The sequence below is a fragment of the Aestuariibius insulae genome, from assembly GCF_040783535.2.
Taxonomy (GTDB): Bacteria; Pseudomonadota; Alphaproteobacteria; order Rhodobacterales; family Rhodobacteraceae; genus Aestuariibius; species Aestuariibius insulae.
The window spans coordinates 783,826-804,723 of sequence record NZ_JBFONW020000001.1 but is presented as its reverse complement, the minus strand read 5'-3'; the positions used below and the strand labels follow the sequence as shown (position 1 = coordinate 804,723).

19 protein-coding genes are annotated in these 20,898 nt (G+C 62.0%); 13 read left to right on the top strand and 6 right to left on the bottom strand.

What is annotated here, in order from left to right; translation table 11 throughout:
• Window positions 1–30: 30 nt before the first annotated feature.
• The 7 genes from tssB (at window position 31) to tssH (ending at window position 9,071) form a co-directional block, all read left to right on the top strand.
• Window positions 31–561 carry a type VI secretion system contractile sheath small subunit gene (gene tssB / locus AAD018_RS03830; protein WP_367313449.1) on the top strand — a complete coding sequence of 177 codons (531 nt, stop codon included), beginning with the start codon at window positions 31–33 and terminating at the stop codon, window positions 559–561.
• A gap of 51 nt (window positions 562–612) precedes the next feature.
• The gene (gene tssC / locus AAD018_RS03825) at window positions 613–2,106 is read left to right on the top strand and encodes a type VI secretion system contractile sheath large subunit (RefSeq protein ID WP_367313450.1); all 1,494 of its coding nucleotides are present in this window, start codon (window positions 613–615) and stop codon (window positions 2,104–2,106) included.
• A gap of 58 nt (window positions 2,107–2,164) precedes the next feature.
• A complete protein-coding gene (locus AAD018_RS03820) occupies window positions 2,165–2,671 on the top strand; it encodes an Hcp family type VI secretion system effector (protein WP_367313451.1) in 507 nt (168 codons plus the stop codon).
• A 155-nt stretch (window positions 2,672–2,826) separates the two neighbouring features.
• Window positions 2,827–3,417 carry a type VI secretion system baseplate subunit TssE gene (gene tssE / locus AAD018_RS03815; protein WP_412005173.1) on the top strand — a complete coding sequence of 197 codons (591 nt, stop codon included), beginning with the start codon at window positions 2,827–2,829 and terminating at the stop codon, window positions 3,415–3,417.
• Window positions 3,414–5,330 (top strand): type VI secretion system baseplate subunit TssF, encoded by a 1,917-nt coding sequence (tssF, locus tag AAD018_RS03810; protein WP_367313453.1) that lies wholly within the window; start codon window positions 3,414–3,416, stop codon window positions 5,328–5,330. The genes tssE and tssF overlap by 4 nt, the downstream gene beginning before the upstream one ends.
• Window positions 5,327–6,313: a type VI secretion system baseplate subunit TssG gene (gene tssG, locus AAD018_RS03805; RefSeq protein ID WP_367313454.1), complete on the top strand. Its 987-nt coding sequence runs from the start codon at window positions 5,327–5,329 to the stop codon at window positions 6,311–6,313. Before tssF ends, tssG begins: the two co-directional genes overlap by 4 nt.
• A 67-nt stretch (window positions 6,314–6,380) precedes the next feature.
• Window positions 6,381–9,071 carry a type VI secretion system ATPase TssH gene (gene tssH / locus AAD018_RS03800; RefSeq protein WP_412005199.1) on the top strand — a complete coding sequence of 897 codons (2,691 nt, stop codon included), beginning with the start codon at window positions 6,381–6,383 and terminating at the stop codon, window positions 9,069–9,071.
• Window positions 9,072–9,208: 137 nt separating this feature from the next.
• Here tssH and AAD018_RS03795 read toward each other — a convergent pair whose 3' ends face one another.
• The 3 genes from AAD018_RS03795 to AAD018_RS03785 form a co-directional block, all read right to left on the bottom strand.
• Window positions 9,209–11,500 (bottom strand): M23 family metallopeptidase, encoded by a 2,292-nt coding sequence (locus tag AAD018_RS03795; protein WP_367313456.1) that lies wholly within the window; start codon window positions 11,498–11,500, stop codon window positions 9,209–9,211.
• A gap of 9 nt (window positions 11,501–11,509) precedes the next feature.
• The gene (locus AAD018_RS03790; protein ID WP_367313457.1) at window positions 11,510–12,952 is read right to left on the bottom strand and encodes a caspase family protein; all 1,443 of its coding nucleotides are present in this window, start codon (window positions 12,950–12,952) and stop codon (window positions 11,510–11,512) included.
• Window positions 12,953–13,043: 91 nt separating this feature from the next.
• Window positions 13,044–13,460, bottom strand: coding sequence for a DUF1036 domain-containing protein (locus tag AAD018_RS03785; protein WP_367313458.1), 417 nt, complete (start codon window positions 13,458–13,460; stop codon window positions 13,044–13,046).
• An 87-nt stretch (window positions 13,461–13,547) separates the two neighbouring features.
• Between AAD018_RS03785 and AAD018_RS03780 the strand changes: the two genes are divergently transcribed.
• The 6 genes from AAD018_RS03780 to AAD018_RS03755 all read left to right on the top strand — a co-directional run bounded on the left by AAD018_RS03780 (window position 13,548) and on the right by AAD018_RS03755 (window position 17,415).
• Complete coding sequence (locus AAD018_RS03780) at window positions 13,548–14,045, top strand: hypothetical protein (RefSeq protein ID WP_367313459.1); 498 nt, start codon at window positions 13,548–13,550, stop codon at window positions 14,043–14,045.
• Window positions 14,046–14,169: 124 nt separating this feature from the next.
• Complete coding sequence (locus AAD018_RS03775; RefSeq protein ID WP_367313460.1) at window positions 14,170–14,601, top strand: hypothetical protein; 432 nt, start codon at window positions 14,170–14,172, stop codon at window positions 14,599–14,601.
• Between the two features lie 34 nt (window positions 14,602–14,635).
• A complete protein-coding gene (locus AAD018_RS03770; protein WP_367313461.1) occupies window positions 14,636–15,277 on the top strand; it encodes a MotA/TolQ/ExbB proton channel family protein in 642 nt (213 codons plus the stop codon).
• A 16-nt stretch (window positions 15,278–15,293) separates the two neighbouring features.
• Window positions 15,294–15,743: an ExbD/TolR family protein gene (locus tag AAD018_RS03765; RefSeq protein WP_367313462.1), complete on the top strand. Its 450-nt coding sequence runs from the start codon at window positions 15,294–15,296 to the stop codon at window positions 15,741–15,743.
• The gene (locus tag AAD018_RS03760) at window positions 15,740–16,144 is read left to right on the top strand and encodes an ExbD/TolR family protein (protein ID WP_367313463.1); all 405 of its coding nucleotides are present in this window, start codon (window positions 15,740–15,742) and stop codon (window positions 16,142–16,144) included. The genes AAD018_RS03765 and AAD018_RS03760 overlap by 4 nt, the downstream gene beginning before the upstream one ends.
• Entirely contained in the window at window positions 16,141–17,415 is a 1,275-nt protein-coding gene (locus tag AAD018_RS03755) for a hypothetical protein (RefSeq protein ID WP_367313464.1), read from the top strand. The genes AAD018_RS03760 and AAD018_RS03755 overlap by 4 nt, the downstream gene beginning before the upstream one ends.
• Here AAD018_RS03755 and AAD018_RS03750 read toward each other — a convergent pair.
• From AAD018_RS03750 to tagF, 3 genes are read right to left on the bottom strand one after another with little or no spacing between them, the layout of a single operon-like run.
• Window positions 17,412–19,403, bottom strand: coding sequence for a serine/threonine-protein kinase (locus tag AAD018_RS03750; protein ID WP_367313465.1), 1,992 nt, complete (start codon window positions 19,401–19,403; stop codon window positions 17,412–17,414). The genes AAD018_RS03755 and AAD018_RS03750 overlap by 4 nt on opposite strands.
• 4 nt (window positions 19,404–19,407) lie before the next feature.
• Window positions 19,408–20,187 carry a PP2C family protein-serine/threonine phosphatase gene (locus tag AAD018_RS03745; RefSeq protein WP_367313466.1) on the bottom strand — a complete coding sequence of 260 codons (780 nt, stop codon included), beginning with the start codon at window positions 20,185–20,187 and terminating at the stop codon, window positions 19,408–19,410.
• Between the two features lie 54 nt (window positions 20,188–20,241).
• Window positions 20,242–20,892, bottom strand: coding sequence for a type VI secretion system-associated protein TagF (gene tagF, locus AAD018_RS03740; protein WP_367313467.1), 651 nt, complete (start codon window positions 20,890–20,892; stop codon window positions 20,242–20,244).
• Between the last annotated feature and the right edge of the window lie 6 nt (window positions 20,893–20,898).

Below are 20,898 nucleotides of genomic sequence, written 5' to 3'. Positions count from 1 at the left end.
TATCTGCGCAAGATCAGGAGATTTGATTTAATGGCTTCCGATAAGAGTACCGATTTCATCAAGCGTAACCGGCCGCCTCGTGTGAATATCGCCTACGAGGATCCCTATGACAGCGAGAAGATGGTTGAACTGCCGTTCACCATGGGCGTGATGTCGGATCTGTCGGGCAACAACTCTCCCGTCGAGAAGCCTGGCTTTGAGGAGCGCGAATTCACCGATGTGACCTCAGCCTCGCTCGACAGCTATATGGAAAGCGTCGCGCCCGGTGTGACGTTCAATGTCGAGGACAAGCTGAACCCCGATAGCGGCAACAAGCTGGGCGTGGATCTGCAGTTCCGCTCTATGGACGATTTCAGCCCCGCCGAGGTGGCCCGCCAGGTGCCCGCGCTCAACAAGCTTCTGGAGGCGCGCGAGCATCTCGCCAATCTGCAGCGCTACATGAGCTCCAAGCCCAAGGCGCAGGATCAGATCCATCAGCTGCTGAACGATCCCGAACTGATGAAGGTTCTGGCCGAACGCAGCAAGCAGGCCGCTAGTGACGACGAGGCCGAAGACAACTAAGACGGTATCCAAGCGTATATTGGACGCAATGGACCGGAAGGGTAGCTGACGATGGCAAACGAAGCACAGACGCAAGAGTCTCAGGTCTCCGAAGGCCTCAACGAGCTTGAGGAATTCTCCGATATCCTCAAGCAGAACATCAAGCCGCGCACGGATGTCGCCGCCAAAGAGGTGGACAACGCCGTCGTTGCGCTGGTGCGTGAGGCGCTGGACGATCAGACCGTCATTGCCGAGGACGTCCTTGATACGATCAACGCGATGATCGCCAAGCTGGACGAGAAGCTGTCGGCGCAGGTCAACGAGATCATCCACCACGAGGATTTCCAGACCATCGAGTCGAGCTGGCGCGGTCTGGCCTATACGGTCAACAACGCCGAAACCGACGCGACGCTCCGCGTGAAGGTGATGAACGCGTCCAAGGCTGAGCTGGCCAAGGAGCTGCGCCGCTATCCTGGTGCCAAGTGGGACAAGAGCCCGCTGCACACCAAGATTTACGAAAAGGAATTCGGCACGCTGGGCGGCAAGCCCTTCGGTGCGCTGGTGGGCGACTACTACTTCAGCCAGTCGACCGCCGATGTCTCGCTTCTGCGCTCGATTGGGCAGATCGCCGCGGCGGCGCATGCGCCGTTCATCTCGGCCGCTGCACCGGAGCTTTTAGGTCTCGACAGCTGGAACGAGATTTCCACCCCGCCCGATCTGTCCGAGATTTTCGATACGCCGGACTATGCCGCCTGGAACAGCCTGCGTGACAGCGAGAACAGCCGCTATCTGGCGCTGGTCCTGCCGCGCGCCCTGTCGCGCGAGCCCTACGGTCAGGATTCAACCTCGGTCGTCGAGGAATTCGCCTTCGAAGAGGATACCGACGGACGCGAGGGCAGCCTGTATGCGTGGATGAACGCCGCCCATGCGATGGCCGCCAATATCAACCGCGCCCACAAGGAGCACGGCTGGACGGTTCAGATCCGCGGCGTGACCTCGGGCGGCGAGGTGACCAACTTGCCCTCCCATACCTTCGATGTGGGCGACGGGTCGAAAGAACTGAAATGCCCGACCGAGGTGTCGATCACCGACCGCCGCGAGGGCGAGCTGTCCAAGGCGGGCCTGATCGGCCTGATCCACCGGAAGCACACAGACAAGGCAGCCTTCATCGGAGCGCAGACGCTCTATCGCCCGAAGAAGTATGTCGACGAGTTGGCAACCGCCTCCGACAACATGTCGTCGAGGCTGCCCTATATCTTCGCCGTGTCGCGGTTCAGCCATTACCTCAAATGTATGGTTCGCGACAAAATCGGTCAGAGCCCGGATCGGGTCCAACTGGAGAAACAGCTTCAGACCTGGATCAACACCTATGTCTCTGCCAATCCCGAAAGCGCAAGCGAGAAGGAAAAAGCGAAGAAGCCCTTGGCCGGCGCAAAGGTCGAGGTCATCGAAGACGAGGAGAACCCCGGTTATTACACCGGCAAGTTTTTCCTCAAGCCGCACTTCCAATTGGAAGGAATGGATATCGGAATGAGCTTGGTGTCCAAGCTTCCCGGGGGAAAGTGATCAAGTCATTCAGTTCCGATGAAATCAAACCTAAACTTCATTACCAAGGAGACAGGCTATGGCCGTCGACATCTTTCTTGAACTTTCGAACAACATCAAAGGCGAGTCCCAGGATGCAACCTATAAGGATTGCATCGACGTTCTCGCATGGAATGCCGGGATGACCAACTCCGGCACCACCCACATGGGTGGCGGCGCCGGTAGCGGTAAGGTCAACGTGTCCGACCTGTCGCTGACCAAGTATGTCGACCTCGCGTCGACCGATCTTCGTCGCAAGTGCTGCGACGGCACTCACATCGAGCGTGCCAAGCTCATCGTGCGCAAGTCCGGTGGCGATGCCCCGGTCGAGTACGAGATCTGGCGCTTTGAAACTCTGATGACGTCGTCCTATCAGACGGGTGGCTCCAAGGACGGTCTTGACCGTATCCAGGAGAACCTGACGCTGAACTTCCGCCGGTTCCATACGACCTACACCATCCAAGACGAGAACGGCGTTGCAGGCGCATCGCAGTCCTATGGTTGGGATATTGCCGAGAACCAGGAATGGACACCCGGCTGGTCCTGATACCGGTCTGACCGGAGACCTCTCCGGTCGGTCCTGATCCTTCGGCACTTCGGAGGTCTCAATAGAGGGAGGGTCGGCATCTTTGCTGACCCTCTTTTCGTTTGAGCGTCGTGTTTGACTTGAAGCCTTTTCAATTATCAGCCTTTCCTTGACTCATGGCAAAACGTCTTCCTTCCGAACGAACCATGCCGCCCAAGGGTGATCGCCCGGGGGACAAGCGGCAGATGTCGCTGATGCAGGTTTTCAGGACCGCGCATGCTGCCGGTGACGCGCGAAAGCGAGATGCGCATCGCAAGGACGGAGAGCGGGATCTGACGGTCCGCTCGCGCGAACGGCGACACGGCACCGACGAAAGAACGCTGCGCAACGAGCTGGGTATCGATCTGGCCAATCTGATGAACACCGTCCGGCTGGATGCGATGCTCGATCTGGATGACTGGAGCTATGTGCGACGGTCTGTAGTGAATTACGGGTTCGAGGATCTCAGTTCGCTGTCGAGCTCCTCGATGACGACGGCCGCGATCAAGCAGGCGATCCACAAGACGATTGTCACCTACGAGCCGCGTCTGATCGCGCAGACGGTCGAGATCACGGTAGTGGAGGACGATCCCAACGATCCCGATCAGCGGTTGCGGTTCAATATCTCGGCCGATCTGGTCGGAGATCCGGTGGACATACCGCTCGATTTCATTGCCGAGGTCGATATCGGCGCAGGCAAGATGCAGATGAAGCGGATCCGGGGATGAAAAAGGCCTTCCGCGACGCCTATGAACGCGAGCTGGCGCTGCTTTACGAGCGATCGGCAGAGTTCGCAGCGGAATATCCCGGTCTGGCGGATCGTCTGGGCGGGCTGCTGAAGGACAACCTTGATCCCGCCATTGCCGGTCTGCTGGAGGGGACGGCGTTTCTGGCCGCGCGCGTGCAACTGAAAATGGACGAGGAGTTTCGCAGCTTCACGCGCGAATATCTCGATCAGATCTTTCCCGATGCCATCGATCCAACACCGTCGGTGATGATGGTACGGGGCAATCCCCCTCTGGATGACAGCGACATCATGAAGGGGGTCCGCTTCGAGCGGGGGAGCTACCTGGATGCACGGTTCGTCGATGCCGATCAGCGGGTGTCCTGCCGGTTCGCGCTTTGCGCGCCGCTGACGCTTTGGCCGTTGGATCTGCCGGAGGTGACGTATCATGATGGCGTCGGCCGCCTGGCGGCGCTCGGGCTGGAGCCGGCCAGCGGGACCAAGGCGGGTTTGCAGATCAATCTGGCGCACGCCATGGCAGGCGGTTCGCTTTCGGATATCGAGCTCGATGCGCTGCCGATCCATTTTCTCGGCGATCCGTCCGAGGCGATTGCGCTTTATGAGCAGATCCATTGCGATCTCAAAAGGGTGTCGGTGCGCTGGCTCGACAGGAACGGCGATGCGGTCTTCGCGCGGATCCCGCCTGCACAGATCGAGCAGATCGGATTCGATGCCGACCATCGGCTCTTTCCGCGCCGGTCGGGACATTTTCACGGGTTTTCGCTGCTACGCGAGGCGTTTGCCTTTCCGCGTGCGTTCATGGGCATGCGGATCACGGGGCTCAAACGAATCCTGCCGCGCGTGCTTGGCAGCGAGATCCAGGTCATCTTTGAATTCGGGTCGGCCAATGCGACGCTGGCGGCCCGCCTCAAGGCGGCGGATCTGTCGCTGCACACAGTGCCTGCGGTGAACCTTTTCGAGGAGCAATCGGCCTCGGTCCGGCTCGATGACAAGCGGCACGAATATGTGGTTACGCCGGACAGCAGTCCCGTGACCCACTACGAGATCCACCGGATCACCGATGTCTGGGCGCATTATCAGGGCGTGAAGACCAAGGTTCGGGTTCATCCGCTTTACGGGCTGCCCGAGGGCGATCTGAATCCGCGTCAGGCGCTCTATTACACATCGCGCACGAAGCAGCGCCGCCTCACTGAGCAGGAGAAGCGGTTCGGGCAGCGCCACCGCTATCGCGGCACGGAGACCTTCATTTCGATCTACGAGCCGCCCGGTCTGCCGGAGGACAAGCGCGCCCAGCGCCTTCAGGTCACGACGCTGGCCTCCAACCGCCACCTGCCCGATCATCTGCCGCTGGCGGGATCGGATCAGGACTTCTTCATGACCGAGGATCTGGCCGTCAGCCTCTCCTGCGTGGCGGGGCCGTCGAAGCCGCGCGAGGCGATGGTCGAGATCGAGACCGCCGCACCGCACCGGACACAGCAGGGCGATGTCTACTGGCGGCTGATGTCCTATCTGTCGCTGTCGGAATACGGGCTGGATCATCGCGGCAATCGTGAAGGCGCCTCTGCCCTCCGGGAGATGCTGTCGCTGTTCGCGGATCTGTCGGATGCGGTCACGGAGACGCAGCTGACGGGGATCCGCGGGGTCAAGACGCGGCCCATCGTCCGTTCGATCAAGCGTGGCGAGGGATATCATCCGGCGCGCGGGCTCGAGATCCGGATCACGTTCGATGAAACCGCATTCGAGGGGTCCGGAGTGATCCTACTGGGCGCCGTCCTCGACCGGTTCATGGCGGAACATGCGACAATCAATTCGTTCACGCAGACGATCATCGTCTCTGAGCAGCGCGGCGATATCCATACCTTCCCGCCGCGCACGGGCACCGGGCCTTTGCTGTGAGCGAAGCGGGGCCTTTGGGATACCTTGCGACGCTGCGCCGTCTGGAGCGGGAGGCAGCAGGCAAGCCGCCCATCGGTCGCAACCGGACCCTGCGCGAGGCGGTGGTGCGCGTCGGGCAGGATCCGTTCCTCGCCTTTCCAGAGACGGACATTTCGGAGATCGAGACGGAGGGCGACAAGGCCCGGCTGAGGTTGCGGCTTCTGGGCCTATTCGGACCGCAAGGTCCGCTGCCGCTGAGCACGACCGAAGACATCCTGCGCTGGTTCCAGCAAGGCGATACGGCGTTCGTTCACTTCACGGATATCTTCGCCTCGCGCTTTCAAGAGCTGTTTTTTCGCGCCTGGTCCGATGCCCATGCGATCAGCCAGTTCGATCACCCCGAGCAGGACCGGTTTCAGGATTACGTCGCCGCCGTCGCGGGGACCGGCACGCCCGCCTTTCAGGGGCGCAGCCCGCTGCCCGATACGCTCAAGCTGCCGGTTGTGCCGCTGGCCGGGCACCGCGTCAAAAGCCCCGTGCGCCTGCGCCAGATGATCGGGCATCTCTTTGACGTCGCCCATATCGCGTTGGACGAGCATCTGCTGGGCTGGATGGAGTTCGAGCCCGACAGCTATTCCTTGATCGGGCAACAGGGTGCGACGCTGGGGCGCGATTGCATCATGGGAAGCCGCATCCCGTCGGTGTCCGAGACCATCGGTTTGAGGTTTCATTTCGACACGCTCGACCAGTATCGCCGCTTCCTGCCGGGTGGATCCGATCACGATGTGCTGTGCGATCTGATCTTCTGGTATCTGGGCAAGCGCTTCGACATCCGCGTCACGCTCGCGCTGCTCGCCTCGGAAGTGGCGCCCGCGCAACTTGGCGTCTCTGCGGATCTGGGCTGGATGGCCTGCATTGCGCCGGTGGAGCCAAAAGGCGACAACGATTACGTGGAGGCGACGACCTTCCTGCTCGACCCGGAAACATTACCGGTCGCAGCTTGATTATTTCCGGACCAAGGGGACTGAACCCGTGACGACAGATATTTCCATCGAAACCTATGCCGGCAAGATGAACCGGGCGGGCTACGACGCCTTCCTGAAGGCGATGCGCCATGCCCGATCCGAGGGCAATCGCAATGTCGGGCTGCCACACTTCCTGTTCCACGCCGTCTCGGACAAGGACAGCGATCTGTCCGTCACCTTGCGTGAGCTGAAAATCGACCGCGCCGCTGTACTGCGCGATCTGGATGCGGCCGTGGCAGCGCTGGCCAAGAATGTCACCGAAACGCCGGGGATCTCCGAGAACCTCGCCGATGCGCTGAACCATGCCTGGACCTATGCGACGCTCTTCTTTTCCGAGGTGCAGATCCGCACCGGGCATGTTCTGGTCGCGTTGCTCAACGATCCTAATCTCAAGCGCGCGCTGAAGACGGTGTCGGCTGCGCTCGCCGATATCTCGGTCGACCGGCTGGGCAAGGAAAGCCGCACGCTCTGGCGCCAAAGCCACGAGGACGAAATGCGCCCGATGGATGGCTCGGGCCTGACTTCGGGGGGAGCGGCTGCGGGCGGTGAAGTGCGGGGCGGCGACACCGCGCTCGCCCGGTTCTCGGTGGATATGACCGCCGATGCCGAAAGCGGCAAGATGGACCGCGTCGTCGGCCGCGAGGAAGAGATCCGACAGCTGATCGACGTGTTGCTGCGGCGGCGCCAGAACAATCCGATCCTCACCGGAGAGGCGGGTGTCGGCAAGACGGCGGTGGTCGAAGGCTTCGCCCAGCGCCTTGCCTCGGGGGATGTGCCCCCCAAGCTGATTGGGACACGGCTGCATATGCTCGACATCCAGTCGATGCAGGCGGGTGCATCGATGAAGGGCGAGTTCGAGCAGCGTCTGAAATCGCTGATCGACGAGGTGCAGGCCAGCCCCACGCCGATCATCCTCTTTATCGACGAGGCGCATACGCTGGTGGGGGCGGGCGGCGCGCAGGGGACCGGGGATGCGGCGAACCTGCTGAAACCGGCTTTGGCCCGCGGGACTTTGCGGACCATCGGCGCCACGACATGGGCCGAGTATCGCAACTATTTCGAGAAGGATCCGGCGCTGACCCGGCGGTTCCAGCCGGTCAGCGTGGACGAGCCCAGCCCGGAGCGTTGCGCCTATATGCTGCGCGGCGTGCTGGGGCCGATGCAGGACCACCACGGCGTTCGGATCTCGGACGAAGCTATCGTCGCTGCCGTCAATCTGTCGGCGCGCTACATCCCCGCCCGGCAATTGCCGGACAAGGCGGTTTCGCTGCTCGATACGGCTTGTGCGCGGGTTGCGGTCAGCCAAGCCTCGGTGCCCGCGCGGATCGCCGACCTGAAAGAGGCGATCTCGGCGCTTGAGGCAGAGATCGAGGGCAAGACCTCGCAACGGGATCTGGGTGAGGCCAACGAGGAGCGCCGGGCCGAGGCCGAGGGCGAGCTGGCCGAGCGCCGGGCCGAGCTGGAGGCGGCACAGACACTTTACGAGGGCGAGAAGGAGGTCGTGGATCAGATCCTCGCGCTGCGGCAAAGCCTCACTGGCGAGCCGTCCGAGGCGGAGGGGGAGACGTCCAGCGAGGCCGAGAAGGCCGCGCCCGACGTCGACGGGAGCGGCAATTCCACCGACGGGATACCGACGGAAAACCGACCGGATACCGACATCCGAAAAGAGCTGTTCGAGCACATGGAAAAGCTCGAGGCGACGAACCCGGACGACCGCATGGTCTATGCCCATGTCGATGAACAGGCTGTGGCTTCGGTGATCTCGGACTGGACCGGGATCCCTGCGGGGCGCATGGTCGCCGACGAGCTTCAGGCGGTCCTGACGCTGGCCGACCGGCTGCAGGAGCGGGTCATCGGGCAGGACCATGGCCTTGAAATGATCGCCAAACGGATCGAAACCAGCCGCGCGGGCCTCGCCAATCCGCAAAAGCCCATCGGGGTCTTCATGCTTTGCGGGCCCTCCGGCGTCGGCAAGACCGAGACCGCTTTGGCGCTGGCCGAGAGCCTCTATGGCGGCGAGCAGAACATCATCACGATCAACATGTCGGAATTCCAAGAGGCCCATTCGGTCAGCCTCCTGAAAGGCGCCCCTCCCGGATATGTCGGCTACGGCGAAGGCGGCCGATTGACCGAAGCCGTGCGGCGCAAGCCCTACTCCGTTGTTCTGCTTGATGAAATCGAGAAAGCGCATCCAGATATCCACGAGCTTTTCTTTCAGGTGTTCGACAAGGGATTGATGGAGGACGGCAACGGACGGGCGATCGACTTCAAGAATACGCTGATCCTTCTGACCTCGAATGTCGGCACCGAGGTCATCATGGAGATGGCGGAGAACGGAGAGACGACGCCTGATCAACAGGAGGTCGAAACGGCGATGCGTCCTTTCCTGACGGACGTCTTCCCGCCTGCCCTTCTGGGGCGGATCGTGACTATTCCGTATTATCCGCTTGGCCGCGATGTGCTTGCCGGGATTGCGAAACTCAAGCTTGGCTCGGTCACTCGCCGTCTGCGCGAAGCGCATGGCGCAACGCTCAATTTCGAGGACGCCGTGATCGATCATATCGTCGATCAGTGTCGCGATCCCGATAGCGGGGGACGGATGATCGACAACATCATCACCAACTCGATCTTGCCAGAGCTGTCGCGTCAGGTTCTCAACCGGATGGTGTCAGGGGATGCGATCAAGCATGTGAATATCGTCAAGGATGATGCTGGTTTCGGCTATGAGTTTGAGTGAGCGCAGCCTCTTGAAGGATCTTGGTTTTCGAGCGACGGTATGGGGAATGGCGATGATAGCCGAAGCTTGTTTCGACATCTCACAAGTGGATATGCCTGAAGTTCGGTGACGCGCAGCGGGGCCTAACTGACATTGCTTCAGGTGGGACGGCCCACGATTTCGTCGATGATCTCGATAAAGGCCCTATCGGCTGCGGTGAGCTGAACCGGTGCGGCGGCGACCGGCGGGGAGGATCCGCCGCCTTTGCCGCGCATCTTTCGGTCGGCCCAGGCTTTGAGGTCGGCCACGTCGTAGTTTCTCAGGAACGGGTTGGCGTTTACGACGCCTGAGCCCATGAGGGCGAGGATTGTCATGTTGTCGGACGCGCCCAGGACGCGGCTCGCCCCTTTAGGGCCCAGAAAATGCGCGAGATAGAGGCGTCCTGCGGTAATCTGGTGGCCTTGAGAGCGAAGGTAGCGTTCGTTCTCGCGCGCGAGGTTCGTCACCATCTCGCGCGAGAGGGAGGGGTCGGTGCGCAGGGCGAGGAGATCGGCGCGGTTCATGGCGGCGACGAGTTCGGGCCGGTAGGTGCGCATCATCCGCAGCCATGTGCTTTCGATGAACTGGCCAAGACCGGTGGCGGTGGACAGCGGGTTCTTGGCGGTCGCGACACCGGCGCTTTCGACGCGAATGATCTGGTCGGTGAGCGCATCGACGGCGGCGGAGACGGTCGCGCCCTGGAAGGTGAGTGGATCGACGGGCTGTCCGCCGCGGCGCAGCTCGAAATGGAGATGAGGGCCGGTGGAGCGCCCCGTATTGCCGACATAGCCGATCACGTCCCCGGCGTTGACGGAGGTTCCGGGCGCGACCTCTTTAGCAAAGCCGTCGAGATGGGCGTAGCGCGTCTCGACCCCGTTGGCGTGGGCGAGGATGACGAGGTTGCCGTAGCTGCCCCCGACGCCCGCGCTTTTGATCGTGCCGGGCAAGGCGGCCCGCACCGGTGTGCCGATCGGCGCGGCCCAATCCACCCCGTTATGGTTCCGGACGCTTCCCAGGGTCGGGTGTTTGCGAGGCCCGAACCGCGAGGTCATCGTGCCGGAGACCGGAGTGATGAGCTCTCCCGATACCCGGGCTCCGCCGGTTGATCTGCGTCCGGCGCATTGGAAGCCCCGGTCAGAGCCCGCGACGATGTAGCAAGTCTTGGACCCCGACGGCCCATCGATCCCGGCAAAGAGAACCTGACCCGGCCCCTCATTCGCATCAGGGGCGTAGAGGAAGGTCATCTTGTCGCCGACATTTGCAAATCCGTCGAGGTCATGCGCGCGCGAGAAGATCGCGATTGTCTCTCCCACCAAGGTCGTCGGGATGCCGTTGCGCATGGCGGCGCTGTAGAACGCGTCGAGCAGGCGGATCTTCGTATCGGCAGGGGCTGCGGCAACGCCGACAGGTTCGATCCGGGTCAGATCCTCTTCGATCCACGGATCGGTGGCGGGCAGGATCTCCCCGTTTCCGAGGCGCGTGACGCTGCCGGTATGGGTGCCGCCGCTATAGAGCGAGAGCTGGAGCGGTGTGCGGGGGCTTTCTTTGGGATCGAAGCGGACGGCGACGATCGATCCGACATCGAGCGTTTCGAGCCTTGCGAGCAGATCGCCGGAGCCGGCTTGCAGCTTTGCCGCACTCTCGTCGCCGAACCCGTTCGAGACGAGAAGATCCTCAAGCGATTGCGGAACGCGAACCCTGAGGATGAGATCCTCATGGGTCTTTGCCCGCCTCCGGTCGGGACGCAGGAAGACTGTGCTGGTCGTGTCCTGAATGCGCGTTTTGGTGAAGGTCACGTCGTCCGTACCGCTTTCAAGGCTGGTGCCCCAGGTCGTTCCGAATTCTCCTAGATCGTCGTCGCGCTGGACCGCGATCCCGTCCGAGATCGGCTGGGATGCGGCCTGCCCGGTGAAGAAGGCGAAGTCCTCGCGGCTGGAGGGCAGCGTCGTCATGAGCTGTTGCTGCGTAACGATCAGATCGTCGCTGACGAGGCGCAGCCGGTCGGGCCTCGGGGCTCCGACGCGGTTGATCGGAAGATTACCTGGTCCCGCAAGGGTCTTGCCCTCGCCCGTCTGCGTGGTCGCGACCGTCAGGATCAGCGGATCGCCGGGGATATCGACGAAGGCGTTGATGCTGCGCGCGGTGGGCGCGACTTCGAGATCCTCCTCGTCCAGCTCGATCTGAACGAGCGTTTCGGAGGGAGGCGCGTCTGTTGTAGCTGTCTCTGGCTGGGTTTCGGCCGTCGGACTATCAGCTAGTGGACCCTCAGGTGCGGGGCGGAGCCAGATGGTGAGACCCACACCGAAAAGCAGGAGCACCAGCGCTGCGCTTCCTCCCAGAAAGGCGAAGCGACGCTGGCGGCGTTTTTTCGACTGTGTGCGGCTGGCTTTGAAGCGCGGGTCGACCTCCATGAGGGCGGCCTAGCGCACGACGCCGATCAGGCCGGTTTGCCGGTTGATGCGGCGCTCGCTGGGTTGCTGCTGTGCAGGCGGCGCGGGTTGGGGAGCTGCCGCTGGGGCGGTGCGCGGGGCCGGCGCTGTTTGGCGGGTTTGCGTCGCGCGCCGTGTTGTCTGCGGCTGGGTGGCGACGCGCTGGACAGGGGCCGCGTCCGGGCAGCGTACCTCATCGGCAGCCATGAGAATCCGGAAGAGCCCGATCGAGGGGGCATCACCGTCAATCTGTTGACCGGAAGCCTGAATATAGCGCCCGACGGACCTGCGGGAGCCTGCGCCCCAGATGCCATCGATCCCGGCAGTGTAGCAATTGAGGCGGGAAAGCTCGGACTGGATCTCGCGCGGGAGCTCGGCCGGGGCGGGATCGAAGGCGCCGGTCTGAAGGAGCGTGGCGAAAAATTCAGGCTGTTCTTCGCGAAGTGTGGCACGGGCGGCAGGATCTGTGATCGAAAGCTCCGATCCGGCGAGCGTGCCGGGCCCGTCCCCGTCGATCTGGTCGAATTCGTCAGCCTCGCTTTCGATGATACCGACGATAATCGACGGCTCGGGCAGGCCATCGGGGGTCGGCTGACTTGCCGGGGCGGGAAGGGCCGCAAAGATCGTCAGGCCACCGCCGACGATTTCCCCGCCCGATGGATTGCTGATGACGGGCGCGACAGCGCGGGCGACATTGACCGGTCTGACCGCGGCCGAGATGACGATGCTGTCGTTCTGGACAACATCGAGATTGCGGGCGAGCGCCGCGTCATCGAGCGCCTCTGCCCGGGGGGTCATCCAAAGGACGGAGGTGCTTGTCGCGGACAGATCGGCAAGAACGTTGATAAGGCTGTCATCGGTGGTCGCCAAAGATCGGGCGACGATTGCGCCGATATCGGCTGCGTTCGAACTGGCGCAGGGCTCGCCCAGCGGGGCTTCGAGAACGAGGCTGAGGTTGTCCTGATCGATCCCGGCGATCACTCCGCCGCCCGGAAGATCGGTGGTGCCGTTATGGCAGCGGTCGACAATCAGGGTGATGGTTTCAGCCTCGATCCCGGACAGCAGAGTGTCGATCGGGACGGCTTTCTCCCGAAGTGCGGCCTCGTCCCGAGGAGAGACATCGGACGGCAGGAGATAGGTCTGACCATCGAGCGATGTTGCATAGCCTGAGAAGAAGATCGTCACCTCTTCCGCCTTTACCAAAAGGGTCGAGAAGTCGTCCGTCGTTGCGTTCTCGATCAGGTCGACCGCGATATTTCGGGATTGCAGACTTTTAGAGAGGGTTCTGGCCGCGGCGATGGGACCGATCAGATCATCGTGATCTTCATAGACGGCCGTGCCGATGACAACGGCGGCCTGATCTGCCACTGCAGCGGCGGAAAAAGTTGCAATGAAGCCTGCCGCGCACGCGGCCAAGGCGCATGTTCGTGTCATCGAAGCCTCTTATGCGATCAGCAATCGGTCTTTCCCTTGGGGGTGTTTTACTGCATCGCAGCACAGGACGCTACAACCTTGTGGGGTAAGCTCAATCTGACGCAGGGGCGAGAAACAATGTCCAGCGTTCGGTGCGCTGGGTATCCACCTCGATGAAGCGGGCCGGTAAGTGGCCGCGAACAAGGCAGTCTTCCCGGCCGCGAATGACGAACCTCTTATCCGCGATGCAGAAGGGAGTTGCACCGTCGAGGATTTCCTTGCCGAAGATATCTTTTGCGAAGACGTAAATATAGCGGGCATCGAGAGGCTCGCGGATCACATTCGCGCATTGATTCGGTCCGATCGTCCACCATCCACGCGTGACGAAATCCTCGGTTTCGAACCGGCCGATCGATACATTGACCACGTCGAAGGTCTGGTTGCAGACGGCGAATTCCGCCGCAGCCCGGTCGGCCACGACGCTGGTCAGAAGCAGAAGACAGGCCTTTGCGCCGCATAATATCTGCAATCTTACCTTTCGCCTCGTTCTTTCATTGGTTGCTAACCTCTTGTCGGCTATAGTCGATCCAGTGAAAAGACGCAGAGTTCTTAAATCATGAAGATTCCTTTTATTATTGGCGGTGCCGCTCTTTTTTCCGTGGCTGCGGCAGCCTCTTTAGCGACGATCCATTCCCTGTCCGAGGACCTTGAACAGACCGAACGGACACCAATCCATGTACCGCAACTTTACGGCAAAGCCCCAATGGAAGCAGACCTATCGGTCGATCCCGTTAACGGCGAAGCGGATCCGATGATCGGCGGCCAGATCAGTCCGGCACGGCTTTCTTCTCCGGAAGGCGTCGACGCCGACGCATCCAATGACTGGTCCGAGATCCATCGCGAGGCATCGATCAAGCAAGAGACCTTGGCGGATGAGCAGCTTTCGATCCTGCCGTCCGGAAATAATTTCGCCACTCAACCCAGAATTGCGGTTACTCCGCCGGTGACGCGGCAGCGCACACAGCCCCGCCCAGTCGAGACGCTTATCCCTGATGATCGTCCGGCGGATGATAGGACAGTGAAACAGACCTGGTCGGTTGGTGTGTATCGCTGACACTGCGCGGGAAAAGGCAATCGGCTGTTGACTTAACCCAGCGATTTGAGGACCAATCCAAGCAGTCCGCTGTCCTGCGATACGCGGTATCTGAACCTGCTTCCGTCATTGCCTTGGGGAAAAAATGCGTTTCCGTAACATCATGTGCCTGACCGGCATCGCCCTTCATCTGCTCGCCGCACCTCTCGCCGCACAGGATGCCGCGGAGTTCCAGCTCGAGCTCAACAACGCGGCGGATACATCGGACGGAAACTGCCGTCTGACCTATGTCGCCTCCAACAATTCCGAAGAGGCGCTCGATAGCGTGTCTTACGAAGTTGCTGTCTTCGACGGCGAAGGAACCGTAACCCGGATCCTCGTTCTGGAATTCGGCGCCCTGCCCGTTGGCAAGACCAAGGTCCTGCAATTCGATCTGGCAGAGCAGGCGTGCTCCGACACATCGCGGATCGTGGTTAACGATGTGGCCGATTGTACGCTCGCCTCCGGTGGAAACGGCGACTTCTGCATCTCGGGTCTGTCGACCGCTTCGCGGACATCGATCCAGTTCGGCACCTGAACGAGCGACCCTGTAGACGCTGTATAGGACCCCTATGTCTCTTCCAGATCTTTCCATCTTCGATCCGGTTACTCTGGTCGTCTTTGCAGCTCTTGGTCTATTGTCGCTCATTGCGGTGACGGTCGCGTTCTTCAAGTCGTTTCAGTTCGCGCGGCTAGGCGTAGGACATGCGAGCGATGCAGAGATCATCGTCGAAAACTGGCTGAGTGGCCGACCCGACGATGCGCTGCAATCGGCTGCGGATCAGGACACCGTGCTGGCCAGAGTGTTGCAGGCTGTGATGACCGGTCTTCAGGCTCGCCCCGACGACCAGACCTACGCAGAGGAGTTGGGGCGCCAGACCGCCCTGACCGAACTTCAGACGATGTCGCGCCGGATGCGCCTGCTGGAGGCGGTGGTTCAGGCTGCGCCCATGCTGGGCCTGCTTGGAACGGTGATCGGGATGATCGATGCCTTCGGAACCTTGTCGACCTCTGACGGAGCGATTGATCCTACCCTTCTGGCCGGAGGGATCTGGACAGCGCTGACTACGACGGCGCTCGGCCTGGCCATCGCGCTCGTGACTTATTTCATTGCCGGATGGTTGGAAGAGCGGATCGACCGCGAACGCCAGACGATGGAAACGTTGATTTCTGCGGCCATTCACGGGCGCGTCGCACGCGCGGCGGTCGGCTAGGTCATCGCCAGGCGCCATGGCCTCGATCATTGGATCTCTCCCACAAAGCAGACGCAACTATAAATTCGCCCTCACGCCACTGGCGGATGCGATGTTTCAGTTGCTGATCTTCTTCATGCTGTCCTCGGGGCTGAACCCCTATTCGCTGTTGACCGTCGGCTCCGGAGCGATCGGACAGGCGATGCTGGCCGACACGCCCGGAGAAATCGATCCGGCGGCGATCATCATGCCCGGCAGCAGCGCGATCTGGAATGTGGAGCAAGGCGCGGTCCGCACGGGCGGCGAACGATTTGACTTTGCGCAACTTGTGGAGCTTGCCGAGGCGGCGGCGCTGACCGAAGCCTCGACGATCATCCTGATCGCGGATGAGGGCGCGCAAGTTCAGGACATCGCGACCGTGCTGGAGGCCCTGACTGTTGCGGGTGTAGGATCGATCCAGCTTGCGCATGCGGCGGCTCCGTCATGAAAGTGTTGCTGCCTCCTCCGCCAAGCCGGATTGGCCTCGATGTGTCGCTGGCCATCGTGAATATCGTGCTGCTTTTGATTTTCTTCTTTCTCGCGACCGGTCAGCTTTTGAACCCGGTCGATAGCGAGGTCGATTTGGCGGAGACCCGCGAGCTGCCGCTCGATCAGCTTCCGTCGCCGATCCTGATCGTGACGGAGCGCGGCAATTGGGAGCTGGACGGCCGGGTCATTGATCAGGACCTGCTAGGCGTTGCCATAGGCGATCTGCCGGAGCCCAAGACGTTGCATATACTTATGGATGGCGCAGCACCCGCAAGCGATTTGCTGGAGCTCTCTGCCCGCCCTGAGCTTCAGGAGGTCGCGCTGCGATTAGTGACGTTGCATCGGCGGGCGGCACAATGACGGAAGGCGGCGCGTTTCGCTGGATCGAGGCCTTTGCCTTTGCTCTGGTCTTTCATGTTGGCGTCGGTGCCGGTGTGTTGTGGCTCTTTGGAGATGGCCGCTTTCTCGCGCCAGACGACGCGGGCGATGTCGAGGTCATCGTGACGAGCATCACATTCGATACGGCGTCTCTCAATGCGGTGGAGGACGATGGCCCTGGCGAACCCGGGACCGAAGCCGTGTCCGATCCGGAAACCGTCGAGCCCGAGGTTCAGACCGATGACGGTGCCACCGAGGTTGAGCCCGAAGAGGAGCCGGTGCAAGAAGCGGCGGTCGCCGATCCGGTCGAACCCGAACCAAGCGTGGAGCCGGATGTGCCGGAGGCCACGCCGCCTCCGCCGGAGCCCGAGGATCTCAGCCCGGTTTTGCCGACGGATCAGACCCTGACGGCGGTTCGCCCGGTTGCTCCGGAGGTCGAACGCTTGCGTCCGAATGGGTCCGATGGGGGAGTCGGTTCGGACCCGGACGGTGATGGCACGGCCGTTGCGCCGGTGGAGCCAGACCGCATTGTTGCCGGCCGGCTTGATACGGCTCTGACGCCGGAGAGTACCGGGCGGACGGTGATCGCCTTACCGCAAAGCGACGCGCTGGTCCGGGACGAGCCTCTCCCCGAGGAGGTGCAGACGGTGAACGCCCTTATCGAGCGGATCCGCGGCCAGCTGGGTGAGGCGTGCCTTATCGCGCTGCCGCAGCGGACGGGAGATGGGGAGGCGCGCCTGACGCTGATTTCACCGGACGAGCAATCCATCGCGGAGTTCTCGCAAGCGGTTGTGCCAGGTCTACAGCCGGAGCCGCTTGCCCGCGATATCCTGATCGATCGCCGTCAATGTCCCGCTGTGACCTTCATCCGCAGCCAGCCAAGTTATCCGGTCGGGCAGCTGTCAATTATCGTTTCAGCCGACCGGGTGGAAAGCGGGGGACGCCTGCTTGGCTCGATCAGCGGGGCGGCGGGCCGGTATGTCTCGCTGCTGCTGATCGATGACAATGGCGTGGTTCAGGATCTGAACAGGTTTGTAACCTTTGCAGGTGGTCAAGCGCGATTTGATGTCCCCGTGACGCGGAATGGTCCGCCGCGCGATACCGGTCAGATCCTGCTTGCCCTGGCGACGGCGCGGCGGCCTTTGACGATCGAAACCGAGGCAGGCCGTCTTGCTGAGGATGTGTTTCCACCTCTCGCCGAAGAGCTTGGCCAGGCAGTGGCCATTGGCATCGTCCCCTTTTCAGTCCGCTAGCCTTCTTCGGGAGACGACGTGACTGTCTCTGGGTCGGAGGGGCGGGCGTCTTCCTGTGGCAAGGGCTGCGCCTCGGGCGCTCTCTCAACGGCAAGATACCCGATTGAAATACCGGCGGCGGCTTCGTCCTCTCCCAGTACGGATCGGAGGATGATGGGAAGGAGCGCTTCTGCGCGCGATCCATTCGGGGCGGTCGAGGCTGTGGCCAAAGAGTCTTCGCTGACGACAGCAACAATGAGCTGTGCTTCGGTATCCGCAGCGGACGTGAGGCCGAAACCAAGGCTGAAGCCAAGTGTTCCGTCCTCTTCTTCGACGAGATGCTCGGAGACGTTGTAGACAGCCCCCTGCCCGCTCACAACAAAGAGCCAGACCGACCGGCCATCGACATTTTCGAGGATCCCGGAGACCGACTCGCCGTCAGCCACCTTATCCGAACTCAGAACAAGAGAGGGCGCGCGATCTGAAACGGTCTGGATCTGTCTCGCGAAGTCCAAAAGAGGACATTGCGCGTCGGCGATAATCCTCTCCAGCAGATCGGGACGGGAGTTGAACTGCGTCTCGTACGCATCCGGCAGGTCGCCGTAGCGCCCGCTTTCGCTCGCGAAAACCTCGATAAGGCCAGTATTCGGGCCCGCATTGATCCTCGTCGCGTATGTGCAGTCGCCCGCATCGTAGGAGGCGAGGTAGGCCTCGCGGGTGAGCGGAGTGTCAACGAGAGGACGTCCCCCAGCGTTCGGAAGGGCCTGCGGCTCTGGCGGAGGCGGATCGGAAAGGCCAACACGTGCGAGCACGGGATCGAGGTCGAGCTGGGTCGACAGGATCAGGCCTCCACCCAGGAGGAGCAGAAGAAGCAGGACAGTCGACCGTTTGCCTCCCTTGCGGCGTCGCCCTACCCGCGCCGGGGGCGGAATGGTCAGGGTCCGCGGCGTTCGCGTCGGCGCGGGCGATGCTGCGGGCATGAAGTTCCCGGCGGCCAGTGTGTTCGCCACGCCGGTCGGCGAGGTATCGAAGGGACTATCGGAGCCGACCGGCTCCTGCGTGACTTCTGGCGGTTGGGTTACCGGCTGAGAAGCTCGCTCTTGTGGAGGAACAGCGGGCCGGATGATCGTCTGATCGTCGGCCATCGCCGCAGGCCGGTCGAGCAGACCGATCACATCGAGCATTCGTGGCGGGCGATTGGCTGGATCCGGCTCAAGCATGCGCGCCAGCAGCGGGCGCAGTTCTGCGGGAACGTCCCCCAGATCCGGGATGGAGCGTCGGGCGTTGACCGCCTCGACCACGGAGCCGCCCATGTCGAGCGGCGTGCCGGTGACCGCCGCGGCGATCATTAGGCCGAAGCCGTAGACATCCGTTCGCGGGCTGATCTCGCCTTCGTAATGGCCAAGCTGTTCGGGCGAAATGTATTTGAACTTTCCGGCAAGTTGGCCGTGAAGCGTGCCTTCGGTCAGTTCGGCGGACTTTGCGATACCGAAATCGATCAGAACGGCCTCGTCAATGGAGCCGCCGCGCAGCATGACATTATCGGGGGACAAGTCACGGTGAGTGACTTCGCGACTATGCGCTTCGTCCAGACCCTGAGCGAGCCTGCGGATCAGGCGTTTGGCCTCTTCGACCGAGATCGGGCCATTTGCCTTGACGTGGTCCGACAGGGAGATCCCGTCGATGAACTCCATGATAAGGCAGAAGCGGTCGAGATCCTCGTCGCGAACAAAGTTGTAGTAGCGCACGATAGCCTTGTCGGAGAGCTGACAGAGGATGCGCGCCTCACGCTTGAAGAGCGTTGCGACCTTTTCATCCTGGCTGAGGCTTTCAAGAACGATCTTGATCGCGACGGGATCGCCTGTGAAGGCGTTGACACCGCCATAGACCTCGCCCATCCCGCCAGCGCTGATCTGGCGGCTGATCTCGTAGTTGTTGTTGATCATCGTGCCCGGCGCAATCCCGGAGCGTGGCGGATCGGTTTGTGGAGGCGTGGTGTCGGAGGTCATCGGATCATGCCTCCCACAGGCCGGTGGTTTCGTCGGCCATGACATCGGTCCGAGCGAAACAATCCACGACTATGACGGTCGTGTTGTCTTTTGCGCCTTCGGACAGGGTTCGCTGGAGGATGGCGTCGCTGGCCGTCTGCGGATCAGGGTTCTGATCCTGCAAAAGGGCGGCGAGATGGTGATCGCGGCTGTGTTCGGTCACACCATCTGAGCAAAGGAGAAAGCGGTCGCCCTCCTGCAGGGTCCCGCTGACGACATCGCAGGATCCCGGATCTGTCACGCCGATGGCCCGAGTGATGACATTTCGGCGTGGCCACTGCACCGCCTGCTCTTCGGTGATTGTGCCGGAATTCAGCAGCTCCTGAACCTCCGTGTGATCCTCGCTGATGCGGTTGAGCTGACCGTCCCGCAGAAGATAAAGGCGGCTGTCCCCAGCCCAGACGCAGGCATATGCATCTTCGAAGATAAGCAAGGCGACGAGCGTCGCGCCAACGGTTCCGCCGCCGAGCCGAGCAGAGTGGTCGAGGATACGGTGATGGGCGCGGTCGAGGCGTTCCATGAAGCGGGCCTGAAGATCGTGGGCGGAGCCGGGTTTTCCGATGGATCGCAGATCCTCGACAATCGTTTGGCTTGCGAAATCTCCGGCCTGATGGCCGCCCATTCCGTCCGCCACGGCCCAGACGCCGGACTCGGGCAGGCTAAGCAGCGCGTCCTCGTTGTGATCGCGCACGCGGCCGCGATGCGTAACTTCGCCCGTCTGGAACGTGAAGATCCCGTTTGTCATTCTTTGTCGGTTCCTCTGCCCAATCGCACGCATCTCAACATCTGTCTTTGCACGCTAAACCAAGACCTCGTCTCTCAAAACACCCGCAAGGAGCCAATTTAGCGACGTTGCGTCGGGCCGGCCACGGCAGGCCCGGATGGCAGGTGCGCGTGTCGCATCGCCAAGGCTCCACCAGTATGACCGGCCGCGCGTGGCGCGCAAATGATCCGTCGCCGAAACTGCGGACAGAAGCTCCTCGAGCGGGGCCTCTCCATTCACCGCCCAAAAATCGGGCTCGGCTGCGGAGGATGTGGCGTAGTCGTCCATTTGCCCAATAGCGTCTGTCAGCGCGGCGAGAGGGGCGTCGGAGGTGATCCCGTCCAGTCCTGCGGCGAGCGCCTCGTAGATGTGCTGGTTAGGGTCGATCACGGGCGGCATCGGCACGGTCTTTTCAAGAACGGCCACGAGGGGAAAGCGGCGGCCGACCTTATCGCGAGACGGCCGCAGGACACCGCAGACAGGCCCTTGCGCGAAGATATCGCTTCCGGCCCAGAAACGCAAAGGCAGGCCATTGTCGAACATGGTCTGCCATCCCTCTCCCTCGGTTGATTTGGAACGCGGAAGGATTTCGTCGAGCCAGGTTTCGATCGTGGCCTGCGACCGGTCTCCGAGCCCGAGCGAGATGAAATCCCCGAAAAGAGGGTGTTTTCCATAGAGCCCCGGCAAAGCGAC